At 63.6% G+C, this 15,793-nt stretch carries 11 protein-coding genes; 9 read left to right on the top strand and 2 right to left on the bottom strand.

The window, feature by feature from the left end; translation table 11 throughout:
- Positions 1 to 2: 2 nt before the first annotated feature.
- Together F2P45_RS20455 and F2P45_RS20450 are read right to left on the bottom strand one after the other, a co-directional pair.
- Positions 3 to 1,238, bottom strand: coding sequence for a pyridoxal-dependent decarboxylase, exosortase A system-associated (locus F2P45_RS20455; protein WP_166879270.1), 1,236 nt, complete (start codon positions 1,236 to 1,238; stop codon positions 3 to 5).
- A complete protein-coding gene (locus F2P45_RS20450) occupies positions 1,235 to 2,845 on the bottom strand; it encodes an acyl-CoA ligase (AMP-forming), exosortase A system-associated (RefSeq protein ID WP_166879267.1) in 1,611 nt (536 codons plus the stop codon). The genes F2P45_RS20455 and F2P45_RS20450 overlap by 4 nt, the downstream gene beginning before the upstream one ends.
- A gap of 248 nt (positions 2,846 to 3,093) precedes the next feature.
- Between F2P45_RS20450 and F2P45_RS20445 the strand changes: the two genes are divergently transcribed.
- The 9 genes from F2P45_RS20445 to F2P45_RS20400 all read left to right on the top strand — a co-directional run bounded on the left by F2P45_RS20445 (position 3,094) and on the right by F2P45_RS20400 (position 15,656).
- Positions 3,094 to 4,440: a putative O-glycosylation ligase, exosortase A system-associated gene (locus tag F2P45_RS20445; RefSeq protein WP_166879264.1), complete on the top strand. Its 1,347-nt coding sequence runs from the start codon at positions 3,094 to 3,096 to the stop codon at positions 4,438 to 4,440.
- The gene (locus F2P45_RS20440; RefSeq protein ID WP_229505192.1) at positions 4,437 to 5,483 is read left to right on the top strand and encodes a polysaccharide deacetylase family protein; all 1,047 of its coding nucleotides are present in this window, start codon (positions 4,437 to 4,439) and stop codon (positions 5,481 to 5,483) included. The genes F2P45_RS20445 and F2P45_RS20440 overlap by 4 nt, the downstream gene beginning before the upstream one ends.
- A 208-nt stretch (positions 5,484 to 5,691) precedes the next feature.
- On the top strand, positions 5,692 to 5,937 hold the full coding sequence (locus F2P45_RS20435) for an acyl carrier protein (RefSeq protein WP_099873596.1): 246 nt from the start codon (positions 5,692 to 5,694) through the stop codon (positions 5,935 to 5,937).
- Complete coding sequence (locus tag F2P45_RS36325; RefSeq protein WP_229505191.1) at positions 5,937 to 7,814, top strand: hydrolase 2, exosortase A system-associated; 1,878 nt, start codon at positions 5,937 to 5,939, stop codon at positions 7,812 to 7,814. The genes F2P45_RS20435 and F2P45_RS36325 overlap by 1 nt, the downstream gene beginning before the upstream one ends.
- A 34-nt stretch (positions 7,815 to 7,848) precedes the next feature.
- Positions 7,849 to 8,475, top strand: a complete 627-nt coding sequence (locus tag F2P45_RS20420) for a tetratricopeptide repeat protein (RefSeq protein ID WP_166879261.1) — start codon at positions 7,849 to 7,851, stop codon at positions 8,473 to 8,475.
- A 53-nt stretch (positions 8,476 to 8,528) separates the two neighbouring features.
- On the top strand, positions 8,529 to 9,740 hold the full coding sequence (locus F2P45_RS20415; RefSeq protein ID WP_166879259.1) for a VanZ family protein: 1,212 nt from the start codon (positions 8,529 to 8,531) through the stop codon (positions 9,738 to 9,740).
- A 58-nt stretch (positions 9,741 to 9,798) separates the two neighbouring features.
- Complete coding sequence (locus F2P45_RS20410) at positions 9,799 to 10,563, top strand: tetratricopeptide repeat protein (protein ID WP_166879256.1); 765 nt, start codon at positions 9,799 to 9,801, stop codon at positions 10,561 to 10,563.
- 240 nt (positions 10,564 to 10,803) lie between these two features.
- Positions 10,804 to 11,634, top strand: a complete 831-nt coding sequence (locus F2P45_RS20405; protein WP_166879253.1) for a tetratricopeptide repeat protein — start codon at positions 10,804 to 10,806, stop codon at positions 11,632 to 11,634.
- A gap of 248 nt (positions 11,635 to 11,882) precedes the next feature.
- Positions 11,883 to 15,656, top strand: a complete 3,774-nt coding sequence (locus tag F2P45_RS20400; RefSeq protein WP_166879250.1) for a DUF6531 domain-containing protein — start codon at positions 11,883 to 11,885, stop codon at positions 15,654 to 15,656.
- Positions 15,657 to 15,793 lie beyond the last annotated feature (137 nt).

Genomic DNA, 15,793 nt, shown 5'->3' with positions numbered 1-15,793 from the left:
CATCAGACCAGCACTTCCAGCGCCACGGGATGGCTGAGGAAGGCGACCGGGCTGGCCGACAGGCCGTAGGCGCCCGACTGGAACACCACCACCAGGTCGCCCACCTCGGCTTTGGCGAGCGGCATCTGGTCGGCCAGCAGGTCGAGCGGGGTGCACAGCGGACCGACCACGGAGACTGTTTCGCGTTCTTCGGCGTTCATGCGGTTGCCGATGGCGACCGGGTAGTTCTTGCGGATCACCTGCCCGAAGTTGCCGGACGCCGCCAGGTGATGATGCAGGCCGCCGTCGGTGACCAGGTAGACCTGGCCGCGCGACTCCTTGCGCTCGATCACGCGGCTGACGTAAATGCCCGCTTCGGCCACCAGGTAGCGTCCCAGTTCGATCACGATCTCGGTGCCGGGCAGCGCGCGCCGCACGTCCGGCAGGATGCGCTTGAGGTTCTCGCCCACGGCGGCCAGGTCGAGCCGTTCTTCGCCGGGGAAGTAGGGAATGCCGAAGCCGCCGCCGATGTTGAGCGTGCGCAGGGGACCGGGCCAGTGCGCGGCCAGGCGGATCGCCAGCGCGAAGGTTTTTTCGTGCGCGTCCTGGATCGATGCCGCTTTCAGGTTCTGCGAGCCGCTGTAGATATGAAAACCCTGGAAGTCGAGCGCCAGTTCGCCGATGCGTCCCAGCATGGCGGGCACGCGCTCGGCGTCGACCCCGAACTGTTTTGGTCCGCCGCCCATTTTCATGCCGGACGACTTGAGTTCGAAGTCGGGATTGACCCGCACCGCCACGCGCGGCGTGAGGCCCAGGCGCGCGCCGATGACGGCGATGCGCTCCATTTCCGCCTCGGACTCCATGTTCAAGGTCACACCGGCGGCGATCGCGCAGCCCAGGTCCGTATCGCTCTTGCCCGGACCGGCGAAGCTGACCAGGTGCGGCGCCATGGGCGTGTCGAGCGCGACCCGCTGTTCGCCGCCGGAGGCGATGTCGATGCCGTCGACCAGGGTGGCCATGTGCTGGACCACGGCCGGCATCGGATTGGCTTTCATGGCGTAGTGCAGATGGATCTCGGGCGGCAGGTGGCGGCGCAGCAGTTCGACCCGCTCGGTCAGCTTGGCGCGGTCGTAGGCGTAGAAGGGCGTGCGCCCGACCCGTTCGGCCAGGCGCGTGAGCGGCATGCCGCCGATCTGCAGGCAATCGCCCTCGACCTCGAATTGCGCCAGCGGCGCGTGTTGCGGACGGGGTGCGGTCACGAGTTTGCTTCCTTCAAGGGTTCCATAAACAGCTGTTCCATTTGTACGCTCAAGAGTTTGCGGTCGATTTTGCCGTTCGGGTTGCGCGGCAGGCTCTCGGGCGCGATGATCACGCGCGCCGGCAGCATGTAGGCCGGCAGATGCGGTTTGCAGGCGGCCAGCAGGCTTTCGGCGGTCAGGCCGCTGCCTTCGCGCGGGTGGGCGACGACCACGATGGCCTGGCCCAGGGTGGGGTGGGCCAGGCCGATGGCGGCCGCTTCGGCCACGCCCTCGCGCGCGTAGACCACTTCTTCCACTTCGGAGGGGCTGACCCGGTAACCGGAGGTCTTGATCATTTCATCGTTGCGGCTGATGAAGTACAGGAAGCCTTGTTCATCCTTGCGCACCGTGTCGCCCGACCACACTGCCATTTCGGTCAGGGTCAGGCCGTGATGGATTGACACCACCGGCTTGAAGCGCTCGGCGGTCTTGGCGCGGTCGTTCCAGTAGCCGAGCGAGACAAGCGCGCCACGGTGCACCAGTTCGCCGGCTTCGCCGGGATCGCATTCGCTGCCGTCGGGGCGCAAGACCATTACTTCGGCATTCGGGATCGCCTTGCCCATCGAGTCGGGGCGGCGATCGAGTTCGGCCGGCGGCAGGTAGGTGCTGCGGAAGGCTTCGGTCAGGCCGTACATCAAAAATGGTTGCGCGTTCGGCAGCGCGCGGCGCAAGGCGTCGAGCGTGGGGCGCTGCATGGCGCCGCCGGAATTGGTGAGATAGCGCAGGGTGCAGTCGGCCGGCCACGGCAGGGGCGCGATCTGGATCCACAGCGGCGGCACCGCGGCCAGGCCGGTGATGCGTTCGGCTTGCACGGCTTTGAGAATATCGCGCGCCAGCAGGTGGTTGATCAGCACGGCGGTGGCGCCGACGCTGAAAGCGGTGGTCAGCTGGCTCAGGCCATAGTCGAAGCTCAGCGGCAGCACGGCCAGGATGCGGTCGGCCGGGGTATTGTCCAGGTAGCTGGCCACGCTGTTGGCGCCGGCCACCATGTTGCGGTGGGACAGCACCACGCCTTTCGGCTTGCCGGTGCTGCCCGAGGTGTACAAAATCGCCGCCATGTCGGTGTCGATATTGCGCGCCGGGATGGCGGGTTCGGCTGCGGCCACGAATTTGGCCAAAACAGCGTCCCATCCCAGCACGCGGATGCGGGCCAGGGCGGGCGCCTTGTCGATGTTGCCGGTGACGATGACGGTGTGCAGGTCGGGGCAGGCATCGAGGGCGCCGGCCAGCAATTTCAGGCGGTCGGCCGAGGTGACCAGGATGCGCACATTGCAGTCGGCCAGGATGTAAGCGACCTGTTCGGGTTTAAGCAGGGGATTGACGGGCACGAACACGCCGCCGGCGGCCGCGGCGCCGAACATGGTGGCCACATTCTCGATGTTTTTCTCAAGATACACCGCCAGGCGCTCGCCACGGCCCAGGCCAAGGCCGAGCACGGTTGTCGAGACTTGCCGTACGGAATCCGCAAGTGTTGCGTAATCCAGACGGCGGCTGCCATAAACGAGCGCCTCCGCTTGTGGGGAGCGGCCGGCAGAGCGGAAGATGAAGTCGTGGATCAAGTCACTCATTGAAACCTTGCGTACGGCTGGAAGCCAAAGCGTTGCTGTTCGGGACGATAAGGGGGGCGACTTGCGCCGTGGATTGTGCCATGCGTGACGCTAGCCAAATTGTGCGGAGATCAATTTCTCCGTGCAAGCGAAATTTGGAAGAAGTTCAAGTACAATCTTACCACTTGAACACTAACAATATCAATTACATATTACTTAAGCGAATCCGAGAGGGCCGCTTAGCCTAACCGGACCGCGCCAGATCGTTCATGAGAGACTTAGTCATTACGCTGGTTGTGTTCGGTTCACTGCCGTTCATTCTGAAGCGCCCGTATATCGGCGTGCTGATGTGGGTATGGATCAGCGTGATGAACCCGCACCGGCTCAGCTGGGGCTTCGCCTATTCCTTTCCGTTCGCCGCGATCATCGCCGGCGTGACCCTGATCGGCCTGCTGGTCACCCGGGATCCCAAAAAACTGCCCATGACGCCGATTGTGCTCACGCTCATGGTGTTCGGCGTGTGGATGGGAATTACCACCATCTTTTCGATGTGGCCGGACGAATCGGTGGTGATGCTCAACCGCGTCTCGAAGATCATGCTGATGACGTTTGCCACCATCATGCTGATCAAGACCCGCAGACAGATCGAGCTGCTGATCTGGACCCTGGTCGGCTCGCTCGCCTATTACGGGGTGAAGGGCGGCATCTTTACCGTGGCCACCGGCGGCAGCAGCATTGTGTGGGGGCCGCAGGGCAGCTATATCGAGGGCAATAACGAAGTCGCGCTGGCCTTCATCACGATCATTCCCGTGATGTGCTTCCTGTACACGATCCTGAAGAACAAGTGGGCGCGCTGGGCCATGCTGGCGTCGATCATCCTGTGCGCCTTCGCCGCGCTCGGTTCCTACTCGCGCGGCGCGCTGGTGGGGATCGCGGCGATGCTGTTCTTCCTGTGGCTGAAAAGCCCGAAGAAGGTGGTGCTGGGCGCCTTGATGGTGCTGATGGTGCCGATTGCCATCACCTTCATGCCCGACAAATGGTCCTCGCGCATGGAGACCATCAATACCTACAAGGAAGACAGTTCGGCCATGGGGCGCATCAATGCCTGGTACATGGCCTACAACATGGCGAAGGACCGCCCGCTCGGCGGCGGCTTCGAGATTTACAACCGTACCGCCTTCGAGCTGTACGCGCCGGTGCCGGACGATGTGCACGCCGCCCACAGTATCTATTTCCAGGCGCTGGGCGAGCATGGCTTTATCGGGCTCGGCATCTATCTGTTGCTGGCGTTCCTCACCTGGCGCAAGGCGGCCTGGATCGTGCGCACGACGGAGAAAAGGGAGGACCTGAAATGGGCGGCGGACCTGGCCCGCATGATCCAGGTCAGCCTGCTCGGCTTCGGCGTGGGCGGCGCCTTCCTCAGCCTGCTGTATTACGACGTGCCCTATTATCTGATGGCGGCGGTGGTGAGCACCGGTTACCTGGTCGAGCAAACCCTGGCGGCCGAGGCCGCCGCAGCCAGGGCGGCCGCGCGCGAGGCTGCCCGCGCCGCCCAGATCGAGGCCCATGCCCAGGCCCAGGCACAAGCCCAGGCGCACGGCGCGGCCGCCCCATGACCCGTTTCACCACGAAAGAACATGCCATGCCGCTACAGCGCACCGATCGCTTCGACCCCGCGCCGGCAGGACCGGCCCGGGCCGGCATGGCCAGCCGCGCCATGCGTCATCTGGGCTTCATGGGCAGTGCGCGCCAGCGCCTGTCGATCCTGATTTTTCACCGCGTGCTGCCGCGCCAGGATGCGATTTTTCCGGACGAGGTCGATGCGCGCCGTTTCGACGCCCAGCTGACCCAGCTGAAACAGTGCTTCAACATCATCTCGCTGGCCGACGGTGTGCGCGGCTTAAAGGCCGGCAAGCTGCCGCCGCGCGCGGCCTGCATCACCTTCGACGATGGGTATGCCGACAATGCCACCATCGCGCTGCCGATCTTGCAGCGGCATGGGGTGCATGCGACCTTCTTTATCGCCAGCGGCTTCCTGAACGGCGGACGCATGTGGAACGACACGGTGATCGAGCTGATCCGCCGGGCGCCGGACCGGATCGACCTGCGCCCGGCCGGGCAGGGCGAGTTCGAACTCGATACGGTGGCCAGGCGGCAGGCGGCGATTGCGACCCTGCTCGGCGCGCTCAAGTACTTGCCGCTGGAAGAACGCCTGCGCCAGGTGGCGGCGCTGTGCGCGCTGGTGCCGGTGGACTTGCCGACCGACCTGATGATGACCTCCGCGCAGGTGCGCCAGCTGCACCAGGCCGGGATGGGCATCGGCGCGCACACGGTCCATCATCCGATCGTGGCGCGCATGGAGGCGGCTGCGGCGCGCCAGGAAATCGCCGATGGCAAAGCCGCGCTGGAAGCGATCATCGGCGCACCGGTGAGCTTGTTCGCTTACCCGAACGGCAAGCCGGGACAGGATTACCTGGCCGAGCATGTGGCGATCGTCCGGGAACTGGGCTTCGAGGCGGCGGTGTCGACCTCGTGGGGCGCGGCGCGGCCGGGAGGCGATCTGTTTCAGTTGCCGCGATTTACCCCGTGGGACCGTGGCCAGTTCCGTTACATGCTGCGCATGATGCAAAATTTGCGGCGCAATGGCGACACGGTGTAAGGCGCGCGCACGCCGGGTAGCGGTCTGGACTGATCGGGCGAGGCCCGTGTACCATGTCACCCAATGAATACGGCGTTAAACAGCCGCAGTAGAACCGAATATCGCCACACTTCCAACCGTCGTTGCCGCCGAGGGCCGCCTTGGCGCGGGAACGACGGAGGAAAAATCATCGTCAACACACTCTCACGCACTTCCATCTAGGATTTCCATGTATCTCGAAGACATCAAAACCATCCTCACCGACGTGCTCAGCCTGGGCGACGCCGGCAAGGAACTGAACGAACAATCGGCCCTGCTGGGCAGCATCCCCGAGCTCGACTCGATGGCGGTGGTGAACCTGATGGCCGCGCTCGAAGAACACTTCGGCATCACCATCGACGACGACGAAATCAGCGCCAGCACCTTCGAAACGCTGGGCAGCCTGAACGCCTTCGTCAAGCAAAAACTGGCCTGATGACTGCCCATCCCAAGTCGCCGGGGGCCGAGCCCTTCTTTCTCCAGACGGACTTGGGACAACGTTTCTGCCTGTTCCACCCGCCCGCCGGCGCGCGCTGCCGTGGCGCGATCCTGTACGTCCATCCTTTCGGCGACGAAATGAACAAGGCGCGCCGCATGGCCGCCCTGCAGGCGCGGGCGCTGGCGGCGCAGGGCTACGGCGTGCTCCAGCTCGACCTGTATGGCAGCGGCGACAGCAGCGGCGAGTTTGCCGAGGCCCGCTGGGAGATCTGGAAAGACGACCTGGCCGCCGGCTGCGCCTGGCTGTCGGCGCGCCTGGACGCACCGCTGACCCTGTGGGGCCTGCGCCTGGGTGCCTTGCTGGCGCTGGACTACGCGCACCAGGCCCGCCATCGGCTGGCCCGGGTGGTGCTGTGGCAGCCGGTACAGAGCGGCGCCACCTTCCTCACCCAATTCTTGCGCTTGCTCACCGCCAACGCCATGCTGGCCGAGGGCGGCGACGGCAAAACGGCCGCCAAAAGCGGCGGCACCACGGCCTTGCGCGCCACCCTGCTCGGCGGCGAGATGCTCGAAGTGGCCGGCTACGACATCGCCCCGGCCCTGGCCGCCGCCATCGACAGCAAGGACGCGGCCAAGCTCGCGCCGCTGGGTTGCCCGGTGCACTGGCTGGAAACCTCGGGCTCGGCCGAGCGCCCGCTCACGCCCGCCGTGACGCGTCTGGCCGACGCCTGGCGCGAGGCCGGGGTCGACCTGCACCTGCAACAAGTTACCTGCATGCCTTTCTGGTCGACCCAGGAAATCGCCGAGTCGCCCGAGCTGCTGGCGGCCACATCGGCCCTGTTCGACGGCGCGGCGCAGGCCGCGCCAGTCCCGGCGCAGGGCGATGCCGGCGTGGCACCGCAGCGCGACGCCGCAAGCGCCCGCGCCACGGTGGCGAACTCCGCGCCGCCGGCGGTCGCGGCGGACGGCGGCATGCCGGAGGCACAGCGTGCGCCCCATGCCGGTCCCCTCGCGGCGCCCCCCGGCTACCGTGAAGACGTGCTCGGCTTCAGTTGCGGCGATGAAGCCCTGTTCGGGGTTCTCAGCGTGCCCGCGCAGCCGGCCACGCGCGCCGTGCTGATCGTGGTCGGCGGCCCGCAGTACCGGGTCGGCAGCCACCGCCAGTTCACCACGCTCGCGCGCGGACTGGCCGCGCAAGGCATTGCCGCGCTGCGCTTCGACTACCGCGGCATGGGCGACAGCCACGGCGCCATCCGCGACTTCGAAGTGGTCGGCGACGACCTGCGCGCCGCCGTCGACAACTTGTTCAAGGCCCTGCCCGGCATTGAAGACGTGGTCATCTGGGGCTTGTGCGACGGCGCCTCGGCCGCGCTGTTCTACGCCGCCAACGATGCGCGCGTGACCGGGCTGGTGCTGCTCAACCCATGGGTGCGCACCAGCGGCGGCCACGCCAAGGCCACCATCAAGCACTATTACCGCGCCCGATTGTTTGACCCGGAACTGTGGAAAAAGATCCTGCGCGGTCAATTTAATGTCGGTGCGGCCGCCGCCTCGTTCCTGCGCATCGCCGGCGCCGCTGTCGGCAAGGGCGGGGGCGGCGCGTCCGCCGCAGCCGCCGCGCCGGCGTCGCTGCCCGAACGCATGCAGGCCGGGCTGGCGCGCTTTCGCGGCAAGGTGCTGTTGATCATCAGCGGCGCCGACCTGACGGCCCAGGAGTTTCTCGACACCGCCGCCGGATCGGCGCAGTGGCAAGGCTTGCTGGCCGCGCCGCGGGTGTCGCGCCAGACATTGCTTGAAGCGGACCACACATTTTCGCGCCGCGTGTGGAAAGACCAGGTGCTTGACTGGACCGGCGACTGGCTGCGCTCGTGGTAAACGCGCCGCCTTCATGCCATACAAAAGGATATCGATGAAACTATTGCCTTACCTGTTAGCCGGCGCCGTGCTGCTGACCTCGACCGGCGCCCACGCCGTCAACTATTGCGGCGAACTGAAGAACCACTACGGTCCGCTCGACTACCGCAAGCGCGGCGAGGTCAACCTGGAGATCGTCGAGAACGCCCACTTCACGCCCGAGGTCGAAGCCGGCATCAAGGGCACCACCAGCTATCTCGGCGGCGACCTCGACTACACCCTGCGCGCGATTCCCAACCATCCGCGCGCGCTGGCCACCCTGGCCATGGTCGCCTTGCGCGACAAGCAAGTCAAAGTGCCGGCGACCAAGTGGCCGGTGGAATGCTATTTCAACCGCGCCATCCGCTTCGCGCCGGATGACGCCGCCGTGCGCGCCACCTACGGCACCTATCTGCTCGCGCTCGGCAAGACCGACGACGCGGTCGGCATGTTCGCCACCGCTGTCGAGATGGCGCCGGAAGACCCGACCATCAATTACAACGCCGGGCTCGCCTACCTCAAGAAAAAAGAGTACGCCAAGTCCCGCGTGCACGCGAAAAAGGCGTACGCGCTGGGCTTTCCTTTGCCAGGGCTCAAGAACAAGCTGGTCGCGGCCGGCAAATGGGACGAGCCGGCGCAATGACGGGTACGCCGCAGCAGGGCCGCCGCTGGCGCAGCCCGGACTGAGGCGCAGCGATGCGCCGCCTGGTCCTTGTCTTCCTTGTCCTGATCGTCTACGGCAGCCTGTATCCGTTCAGCGGCTGGAGCGAGCCGCCCGCTCCCCTGTTCAGCTTCCTGTTCGCCAACCCCGCGCGCGTGGAAAAGGCCGACCTGGTCCAGAACGTGCTCGCCTACATGCCGTTCGGCCTGTTCATGGTGGCCTGGCTGATGCGCAGCACGCGCTTTCACGTGGCGCTGGTCACCGCCGCCGTCGCTGGCGGCGTGCTCAGCCTGTCGATGGAAGCGATCCAGCAATTCCTGCCCAGCCGGGATGCCTCGCGCATCGACCTGGTATTGAATATTTTCGGCAGCGTGGCCGGCGGCCTGCTCGCGTCCCTGCTGCACGGCCACACTGTGGGCGGGCCGCGCCTGGTGGCCCTGCGCGCGCATTGGTTACGCACGGGCACCTTGCCCAACCTGGGGCTGGCGGCGCTGGCGCTGTGGGCCCTGTCGCAAACCAGCCCGCTGGTGCCGACTTTCGACATCGGGCAGGTGCGCCACGGGCTGGCGCTGCTCTACGGCTCGCTGCGCGCACCGGAAACCATGCAGATCGCCCAACTGCTGACCTATGCCTGCTACCTCGCCGGCCTGGGCTTGCTGGCGCGCACGGTCACGCGGGAAGACAAGCCCGCCTTGCTGCTGTTCGGTTCGCTGGTGGCCTGCGTGCTCGTGCTCAAGATCATCGTCGAAGGACGCCAACTGTCGCTCGAAGCCGTCGCCGGGGCGTTTGCCGCGTGGATGTTCTTGCTCCTCGTCAGCCGCGTGCGCCAGGCCGCGTGGATGGGCATCGGGCTGATCGGCGCCGCTTTCGTCATCAGCGAACTGGCGCCGGGGCCGGACGGCATGATGTATGGTTTTAACTGGATTCCGCTGGTGGGGCAAATGCGTTCGCTGTCGGGATTGCAGAATATCCTGGAGATTTTCTGGCCGTTTTTTGCGATCGCGTATTTTGCGCGTTCGATCACGCCGATCGGGCACCGCCAGCCGGTGGTGGCGATCGGCACAGTGGCCATTGCGGTGGCGGTATTCTGGCTGGAATGGTCGCAGCAAGGCTTGCCGGGGCGTTTTGGCGATATTACCCAAGTGCTGCTGGCGTGCGCCGGATGGATCATTCCGTGGACGTTTTCGGGGCCGGATTTTGCTGCGCAACCTGGGGCAAAAAGGGACGCGGGCCGGATTGACCGATGATTCCCGATACCCCCATCCGGCATGATATTGACAGCCATGCCATTAAGTTTTCTATAATATGGCAAGGGCGGCAACATGGCTGCCCGATGACACTTGCTGGAAAATAGAAACACGGTTCGCTTGCGGCCGGGGTTCGGAAAACGAAAGGAAAAATCGGATGTTAATGTCAGAAGAACGCAAGATCCCGGCGCGCAGTCCCGAACTGGCCCCATTGAAACACGCGGCGGAGGACGGCGACGCACAAGCGCAGGTCGACTACGCCAAATATCTGCATCAGCAATTCGACGATCCGGTCGAGGCATTCCGCTGGCTGGAACGCGCCGCGGCGCAACAGCATCCGGAAGGCCTGTACATCCTGTCCTTGTTCTACTTTAACGGCTGGAATGGGGTGCAAAGCCCTGGCGTTGCGTTCAAGCTGATGCAGGCGTCGGCGGAAACCGGCTTCCCGCCAGCGCAGCTGGACCTGGGCTTACTGTACATCAAAGGCAACGGCACCGCGCCTGATTTGCAGATGGCGGCGGAATGGATTTCGAAGGCGGCGGCGGCTGGCCTGCCGGTGGCCGAGTACGAAATGGGTTTGCTGCATTTGAATGGCGAAGGCGTGCAACGCGATTTTCTGACAGCGCTGCGCTGGTTCAAGAAAGCGGCGGATCAGCATCATCCCGATGCACTGTTCTATATCGGCGCGGCCGTGTACGAAGGTTCGGGGACGGATAAAAATCCGGCGCATGGCTGGGAGATTATTCAAGAGGCCTTGCGCATGGGGTCGAGCGTCGCGCGAAACAACATCCAGAACTATCCGGACCCGGCAGCCGGCCGCTGAGCGGCGCCAGCGGCAAAAGGCCGGTTTCCCCGGTTTTTTGCCTGTTTTCCATGTGATTTTGATGATTCGCATGGGCGACACGCGGTGTCGGCCTCCATGATCCACTTGAAGGGTTGCGCCGGACGACACCCAACGGTGTGAATATTTACACTCCCTCCATTCTCCTTCCTATAATGGCTTGACAGTCTGCAATATGGCCGTGCGAACATATCTCGACCTTGGTTTTGAAGGAGCTACGCAATGCAAAAAAATGGAACAACACGACAGCGTATCGCCAGCGATGCGTTCGAGCGCCCTGTGCGCGGCTCCTTGAAAGCGCGCCTGCTGCTGTGCGCGGCCGTGCTGCTGGCCTGCGGTGCGGCGTCGGCCGAAGTGCAGAAGGCTGAAAACCAAAATCGGAAGACGATCGCCGAGGAACGCAAGATTGCGCCACGCACACCGGCTCTCGCGGGGCTGAAACGGGCGGCGGAAAACGGCGACGCCGATGCGCAGGTCGAGTATGCAAAAAAACTGCACCGCGAGTTCAACGATCCGGTCGAGGGATTCCGCTGGCTGGAACGCGCCGCGGCGCAAAACCATCCCGAAGGCCAGTACATCCTGTCGCTGTATTATCTGAACGGCTGGAGTGTCGCCAAGAACCCTGAGATGGCTTTCAAAATCATGCAGGCATCCGCCGATACCGGGTTCCCGGGGGCGCAGCTTGACCTGGGCTTGTTCTACATAAAAGGCACCGGCACCCGGACCGATTTGAAGAAGGCGGCGGAGTGGATTCGGAAAGCGGCGGATGTCGGCCAGCCGGTAGCCCAGTATGAAATGGGATTGCTGTATCTGAATGGCGAAGGCGTGCAACGCCATTTTGGCACAGCACTGCAATGGTTTTGGAAAGCGGGCGCGCAGAATCATCCGGACGCCATGTTCCATGTCGGCGCCGCTATTTATGAAGGTGCGGGTGGCGTCGAGAAGGATCCGGTCAAGGGCTGGGAAATCATACAAGACGCTTTACGACTGGGTTCGAAAGTCGCACGCGACAATTCGAAGGGCTACCCGAAGCCTGCCGAGGCGCGTCCCTGATCAGTGCCCTGGGCGAAGGGCCGGTTATCTCGGCCTTTTGCCTGTTTTCACGCTATGTTGATGATCGTCACCATAAAACCTGGACGGCCGATTCCGCTCCGTCACAAGAGATCTCTCCCTCGCAGTAAGTCCTAGCCGCAACTGCATGCTTGCGCAAATGCAATATCTCTATCTCTGACTTTGCTACGCTTGGTTTTCCCACTGGCAATTCTCCGCCAGCATTCTTCACGTAGAAGACAGGAAAAACCATGCCCATTCGCGCCACCAGCAGTTTTCATTGCATCAATCAATTCCTGCGTTTCGCGCTCTTGTTTCTTGTCCTGATGCACAGCCCTGCGCGGGCGGAAAACGACTTGCCTGAGGGAACGCTAGGCTGGGAATACTACACCGGGATTTTCGGACCGGACGAGTATGCGGCCGATCCCGTCACCGCTTGTCAAAAAACCGCAAAATGGCACATGAGAACGGCGCTTAAAGCGATAGAACCATATGAAAATCGCCGTGATTGGTATAAATGCATCTATCCGCATTTCTTGCTTGTCGGCGGTGTGGAGTGGTTTGGAAACACCATATTGAGATGCAAACCCGGATACAACGCATACTCCCAAGGGGTCTGTCGCAAGGAACAACCCGAGGTTGCCCTACCCTTGACCTGCCAGGGTTCCTCGGGAAACCCGGTGCAATTCACCAGCGGCGCCAAAGTCCAGCATGAAACCGACCTGGTCGCTGGCCCGGAAGCGGCGCTGCATATCAAGCGCACCTACCGCAGCGTTCGCGAAAACGGGCTCGGCCAATCGGCCGGCGCGGGCTGGTCGTTTTCTTTCGAGCGCGCCTTCTACGCTCGCCGCGAGTTCGGCGGCCCCAACCGGCCCACAGTCAGCGGCGCCCTCAGCGACGGCAGCTATTTCCAGTTCTCGCGCCAGCGCGACGGCACCTATCGTTCCGACTACGACCGGAGCATGGCTCTGGTGGCACAAGGTGACGACGCCGGCTGGCTGCTGACGACACCCGACGGCACGGTCGAACGCTTTACCAAAGTAAATGACACCTTCAGACTCACCAGCGCGCTTACCCGCGACGGCATGGTCACTCACTACGCCTACAACGCGAACAACCAGCTCAGCGACATTTCCAGCGCCAGTGGCCGTCGTGTGACGATCAAGTGGGAAGGCAACACCATTGCATCGATCTCCGGCGCCAGCGGCAGCGTGCGCTACGAATACGAGCAGATGGAACTTCCTGGCTCTGGACCGATTGAGGGCATGGGGCGCCTTGTCGGCGTGCATTTCTTCGACCGCGCCGGCGCCGAGATTTCGTCGCGGACTTACCACTACGAGGACCCGAATCAGCGCTTCCTGCTGACCGGCATCACCGACGAACATGGCAAGCGCTTCGCCACCTACGCGTACGACATCGATGGCAGGGCCGTGCTGTCGGAGCATGCCGGCGGCGCCGGGCGTCACACCTTCGAGTACCCCAGCCGCACCAGCCGCATCGTGACCGATCCGCTCGGCAGCCGCCGCACCGTGGACCTGGCCTTCGGCACCGACGGCACGGGCCGGATCGTCGCGCAAAGCCAGCCCGCCAGCGCCAGTGCCAGGACCTACAGCGCCAAGGGCGACGTCACGAGCACGACCGACTTCAACGGTAACAAAACCTGCTTGTTCAGCGACCCGCTTCGTGGAGCCGAGATCGCCCGCATCACGGGACTGGCCAAAGGCGCCGCCTGTCCCGCCAGCATCGACAGCGCGCTGCCGGCGGGCGCGCGCAAAACCAGTACGCGCTGGCATCCCGATTTGGCGTTGGCAGTTGCCACCGCCGCGCCGGCACGCCTGGAAACGAAGGTCTACAACGGCCAGCGCGACGTCGTCGGCAAGGTGGTGGAGTGCGCCGGCGGCGCGCTGCTGCCGAATGGAAAGCCAATTGCCGTCGTCTGCCGCGCCACGGTCCAGGCGAGCAACGACAGCAATGGCGGACTCGGGTTTGCGGCGACCGGGACCGGTCCGATCCAGGAATGGCGCTACACCTACAACCGCAGCGGCCAGTTGCTGACCAGTAGCGGCCCGCTTGACGCCAATGGCAAGGCCGAATCGGCCAGCATGAGCTACTACACCGATAGCAGCGCAAGCCACCGTCCGGGCGACCTGGCAAGCGTACGCAACGGCGTGGGCGAGGTCACCACTTACCTCGAATACAGCGAGGATGGATTGCCGACCAAAATCGCGCATCCGAATGGCCGGATCGTTGAATCCGAATACGACCCGCGCCAGCGCATGATTTCCAGCACCGTCCGCGCGGCCGGTGCGCAGGCCGAAACCACGCGTTATGCGTACGACGTCGCGGGCCAGCTGATCCGCATGACGGCGCCCGATGGCGCGGTGCTGGAATACAGCTACGACGATGCCCATCGCCTGATCGGCTTGCGCGACCGCGCCGGCAACAGCATCGACTTCACGCTCGATGCAATGGGCAATACCGTGCGCCAGGAAGTGAAAGATCCGGGTGGCAAACTGGTAGCGCAGACCACGCGTGCCTTCGATGCGCTCAACCGCTTGCAGCGCGAACAGAAAAGCGAGAAGGACTCTGGGGCGCGCTTTGAATACGATGCCGTCGGCAATCTGACGGCGAGCATCGATCCGCTGGCGCGCGCCAGCAAGGGAACTTTCGACACGTTCAACCGTCTGATACAACAGACGCTCCCTGCGGCGGATGCCACGGGCAAGCCGGCGATGATTGACTACGCCTACACGCCGCAAGATCAGCTTGCATCCGTGCTCGATCCGCGCCGCTTGCAGACGCGTTATGTCTTCAACGGGCTGGGGCAGCAGACGACGTTGATCAGCCCCGATACCGGCACCACGAGCACGCAGTTCGACGGCGCGGGGAACGTGATATCGCGCCTGGATGCGGCTGGGCGAAAGACGGCCTATCGCTACGACGCGGCGGGACGGGTGACGGGCATCGGCGCCAGCACGTTCGAATATGGCGCGGCCGGCACGGCGGCAGCGGGCCGAGTCACGCTGATGACGGATGAGGCCGGAAAAACAGTGTACGCCTACGACGGTATGGGAAGGCTGTTGAGGAAGGAGAAAACGAACGGAGCGGCGGCGCGGCGCTTCGTGACAGCCTACACCTATGGCAGCACGGGCAGCGCTGTTGGGCACGTTACTTCGATGACCTACCCCAGCGGTAATCGCATCGATATTACGTACGACAGCAATGGGAAACCGTCGGCCCTGGGGCTGACGCGCCCGAATGCGGCGCGCGTCACGATTCTGAGCGACATCACATACCAGCCGTTCGGTGCCGTGCGGTCGTGGTTGTGGGGTAATCACAGCGCTGCCAGCCCCAACAAATACGAGCGCCAGTTCGACCTTGAAAATCGGCTGGTCAGCTATCCGCTGGGGCACCTGGCGGCTGGGGGGGCAGTACGCACGCTCAGTTATGACGCAGCCGGGCGGATCGTTTCGATGACGCATAAAGGCAACACCACGCCGGGCAGGCTCGACCAACGGTATTACTACGATGGACGAGATCGCCTGATCGGTTTCGACAGCGCCACGGCGAGTCAGCGTTTTGAATACGACGCCAACGGGAATCGCACAAAGTTAACTCTCGGTGCCAACAGCTACCTCAACACTATTGATCCCGGCTGCAATCGGCTGGCGTTCACTTCCGGGCCGGTGCCAGCCAAACGAAACACATACGACGCCACAGGCAATCTGATCAGCGATGGGACTCTGCGCTTCGGCTACGGCAACAACGACCGCATGAGCAGCATATCAGGCGGCGCTGGTGCGTCAGTTCAATACCGCTACAATGGAAGTGGACAGCGGGTTATCAAGTCGGATGCGTTTGGTGCATCGACTTACTTTGTCTACAACGAGGCTGGACAGATGGTGGGCGAATACGACAATGCAGGAGCGCTAATACAGGAAACGATTTATCTCGAAGGTGTTTCAGTTGCCGTGATCAAGCCGCACACGGCTGCCGCAGCCGAAAAATATTCTATGTTTATGTAGATCATCTAACCTCGACTTTGTCCAACTATCTCGCGTAGCAGACGGTTTCTGTCAGGCGCTCGAATAGGGCACGCGGAATTTTCACCATATCGCATTGGCTCCCCGACCCTTTGTAATTCTCTTGACTCCACAGCGAG

Source organism: Massilia mucilaginosa, from assembly GCF_011682145.1.
GTDB lineage: Bacteria > Pseudomonadota > Gammaproteobacteria > Burkholderiales > Burkholderiaceae_D > Telluria_A > Telluria_A mucilaginosa.
The sequence above is the reverse complement of the archived record's forward strand: the minus strand, read 5'-3'. Positions and strand labels throughout refer to the sequence as shown.

Coding starts and splice junctions, on each gene's coding strand:
- F2P45_RS20450 (WP_166879267.1), bottom strand. CDS start 2,845: ATGAGTGACTTGATCCACGACTTCATCTTCCGCTCTGCCGGCCGCTCC.
- F2P45_RS20445 (WP_166879264.1), top strand. CDS start 3,094: ATGAGAGACTTAGTCATTACGCTGGTTGTGTTCGGTTCACTGCCGTTC.
- F2P45_RS20440 (WP_229505192.1), top strand. CDS start 4,437: ATGACCCGTTTCACCACGAAAGAACATGCCATGCCGCTACAGCGCACC.
- F2P45_RS20435 (WP_099873596.1), top strand. CDS start 5,692: ATGTATCTCGAAGACATCAAAACCATCCTCACCGACGTGCTCAGCCTG.
- F2P45_RS36325 (WP_229505191.1), top strand. CDS start 5,937: ATGACTGCCCATCCCAAGTCGCCGGGGGCCGAGCCCTTCTTTCTCCAG.
- F2P45_RS20420 (WP_166879261.1), top strand. CDS start 7,849: ATGAAACTATTGCCTTACCTGTTAGCCGGCGCCGTGCTGCTGACCTCG.
- F2P45_RS20415 (WP_166879259.1), top strand. CDS start 8,529: ATGCGCCGCCTGGTCCTTGTCTTCCTTGTCCTGATCGTCTACGGCAGC.
- F2P45_RS20410 (WP_166879256.1), top strand. CDS start 9,799: ATGGCAAGGGCGGCAACATGGCTGCCCGATGACACTTGCTGGAAAATA.
- F2P45_RS20405 (WP_166879253.1), top strand. CDS start 10,804: ATGCAAAAAAATGGAACAACACGACAGCGTATCGCCAGCGATGCGTTC.
- F2P45_RS20400 (WP_166879250.1), top strand. CDS start 11,883: ATGCCCATTCGCGCCACCAGCAGTTTTCATTGCATCAATCAATTCCTG.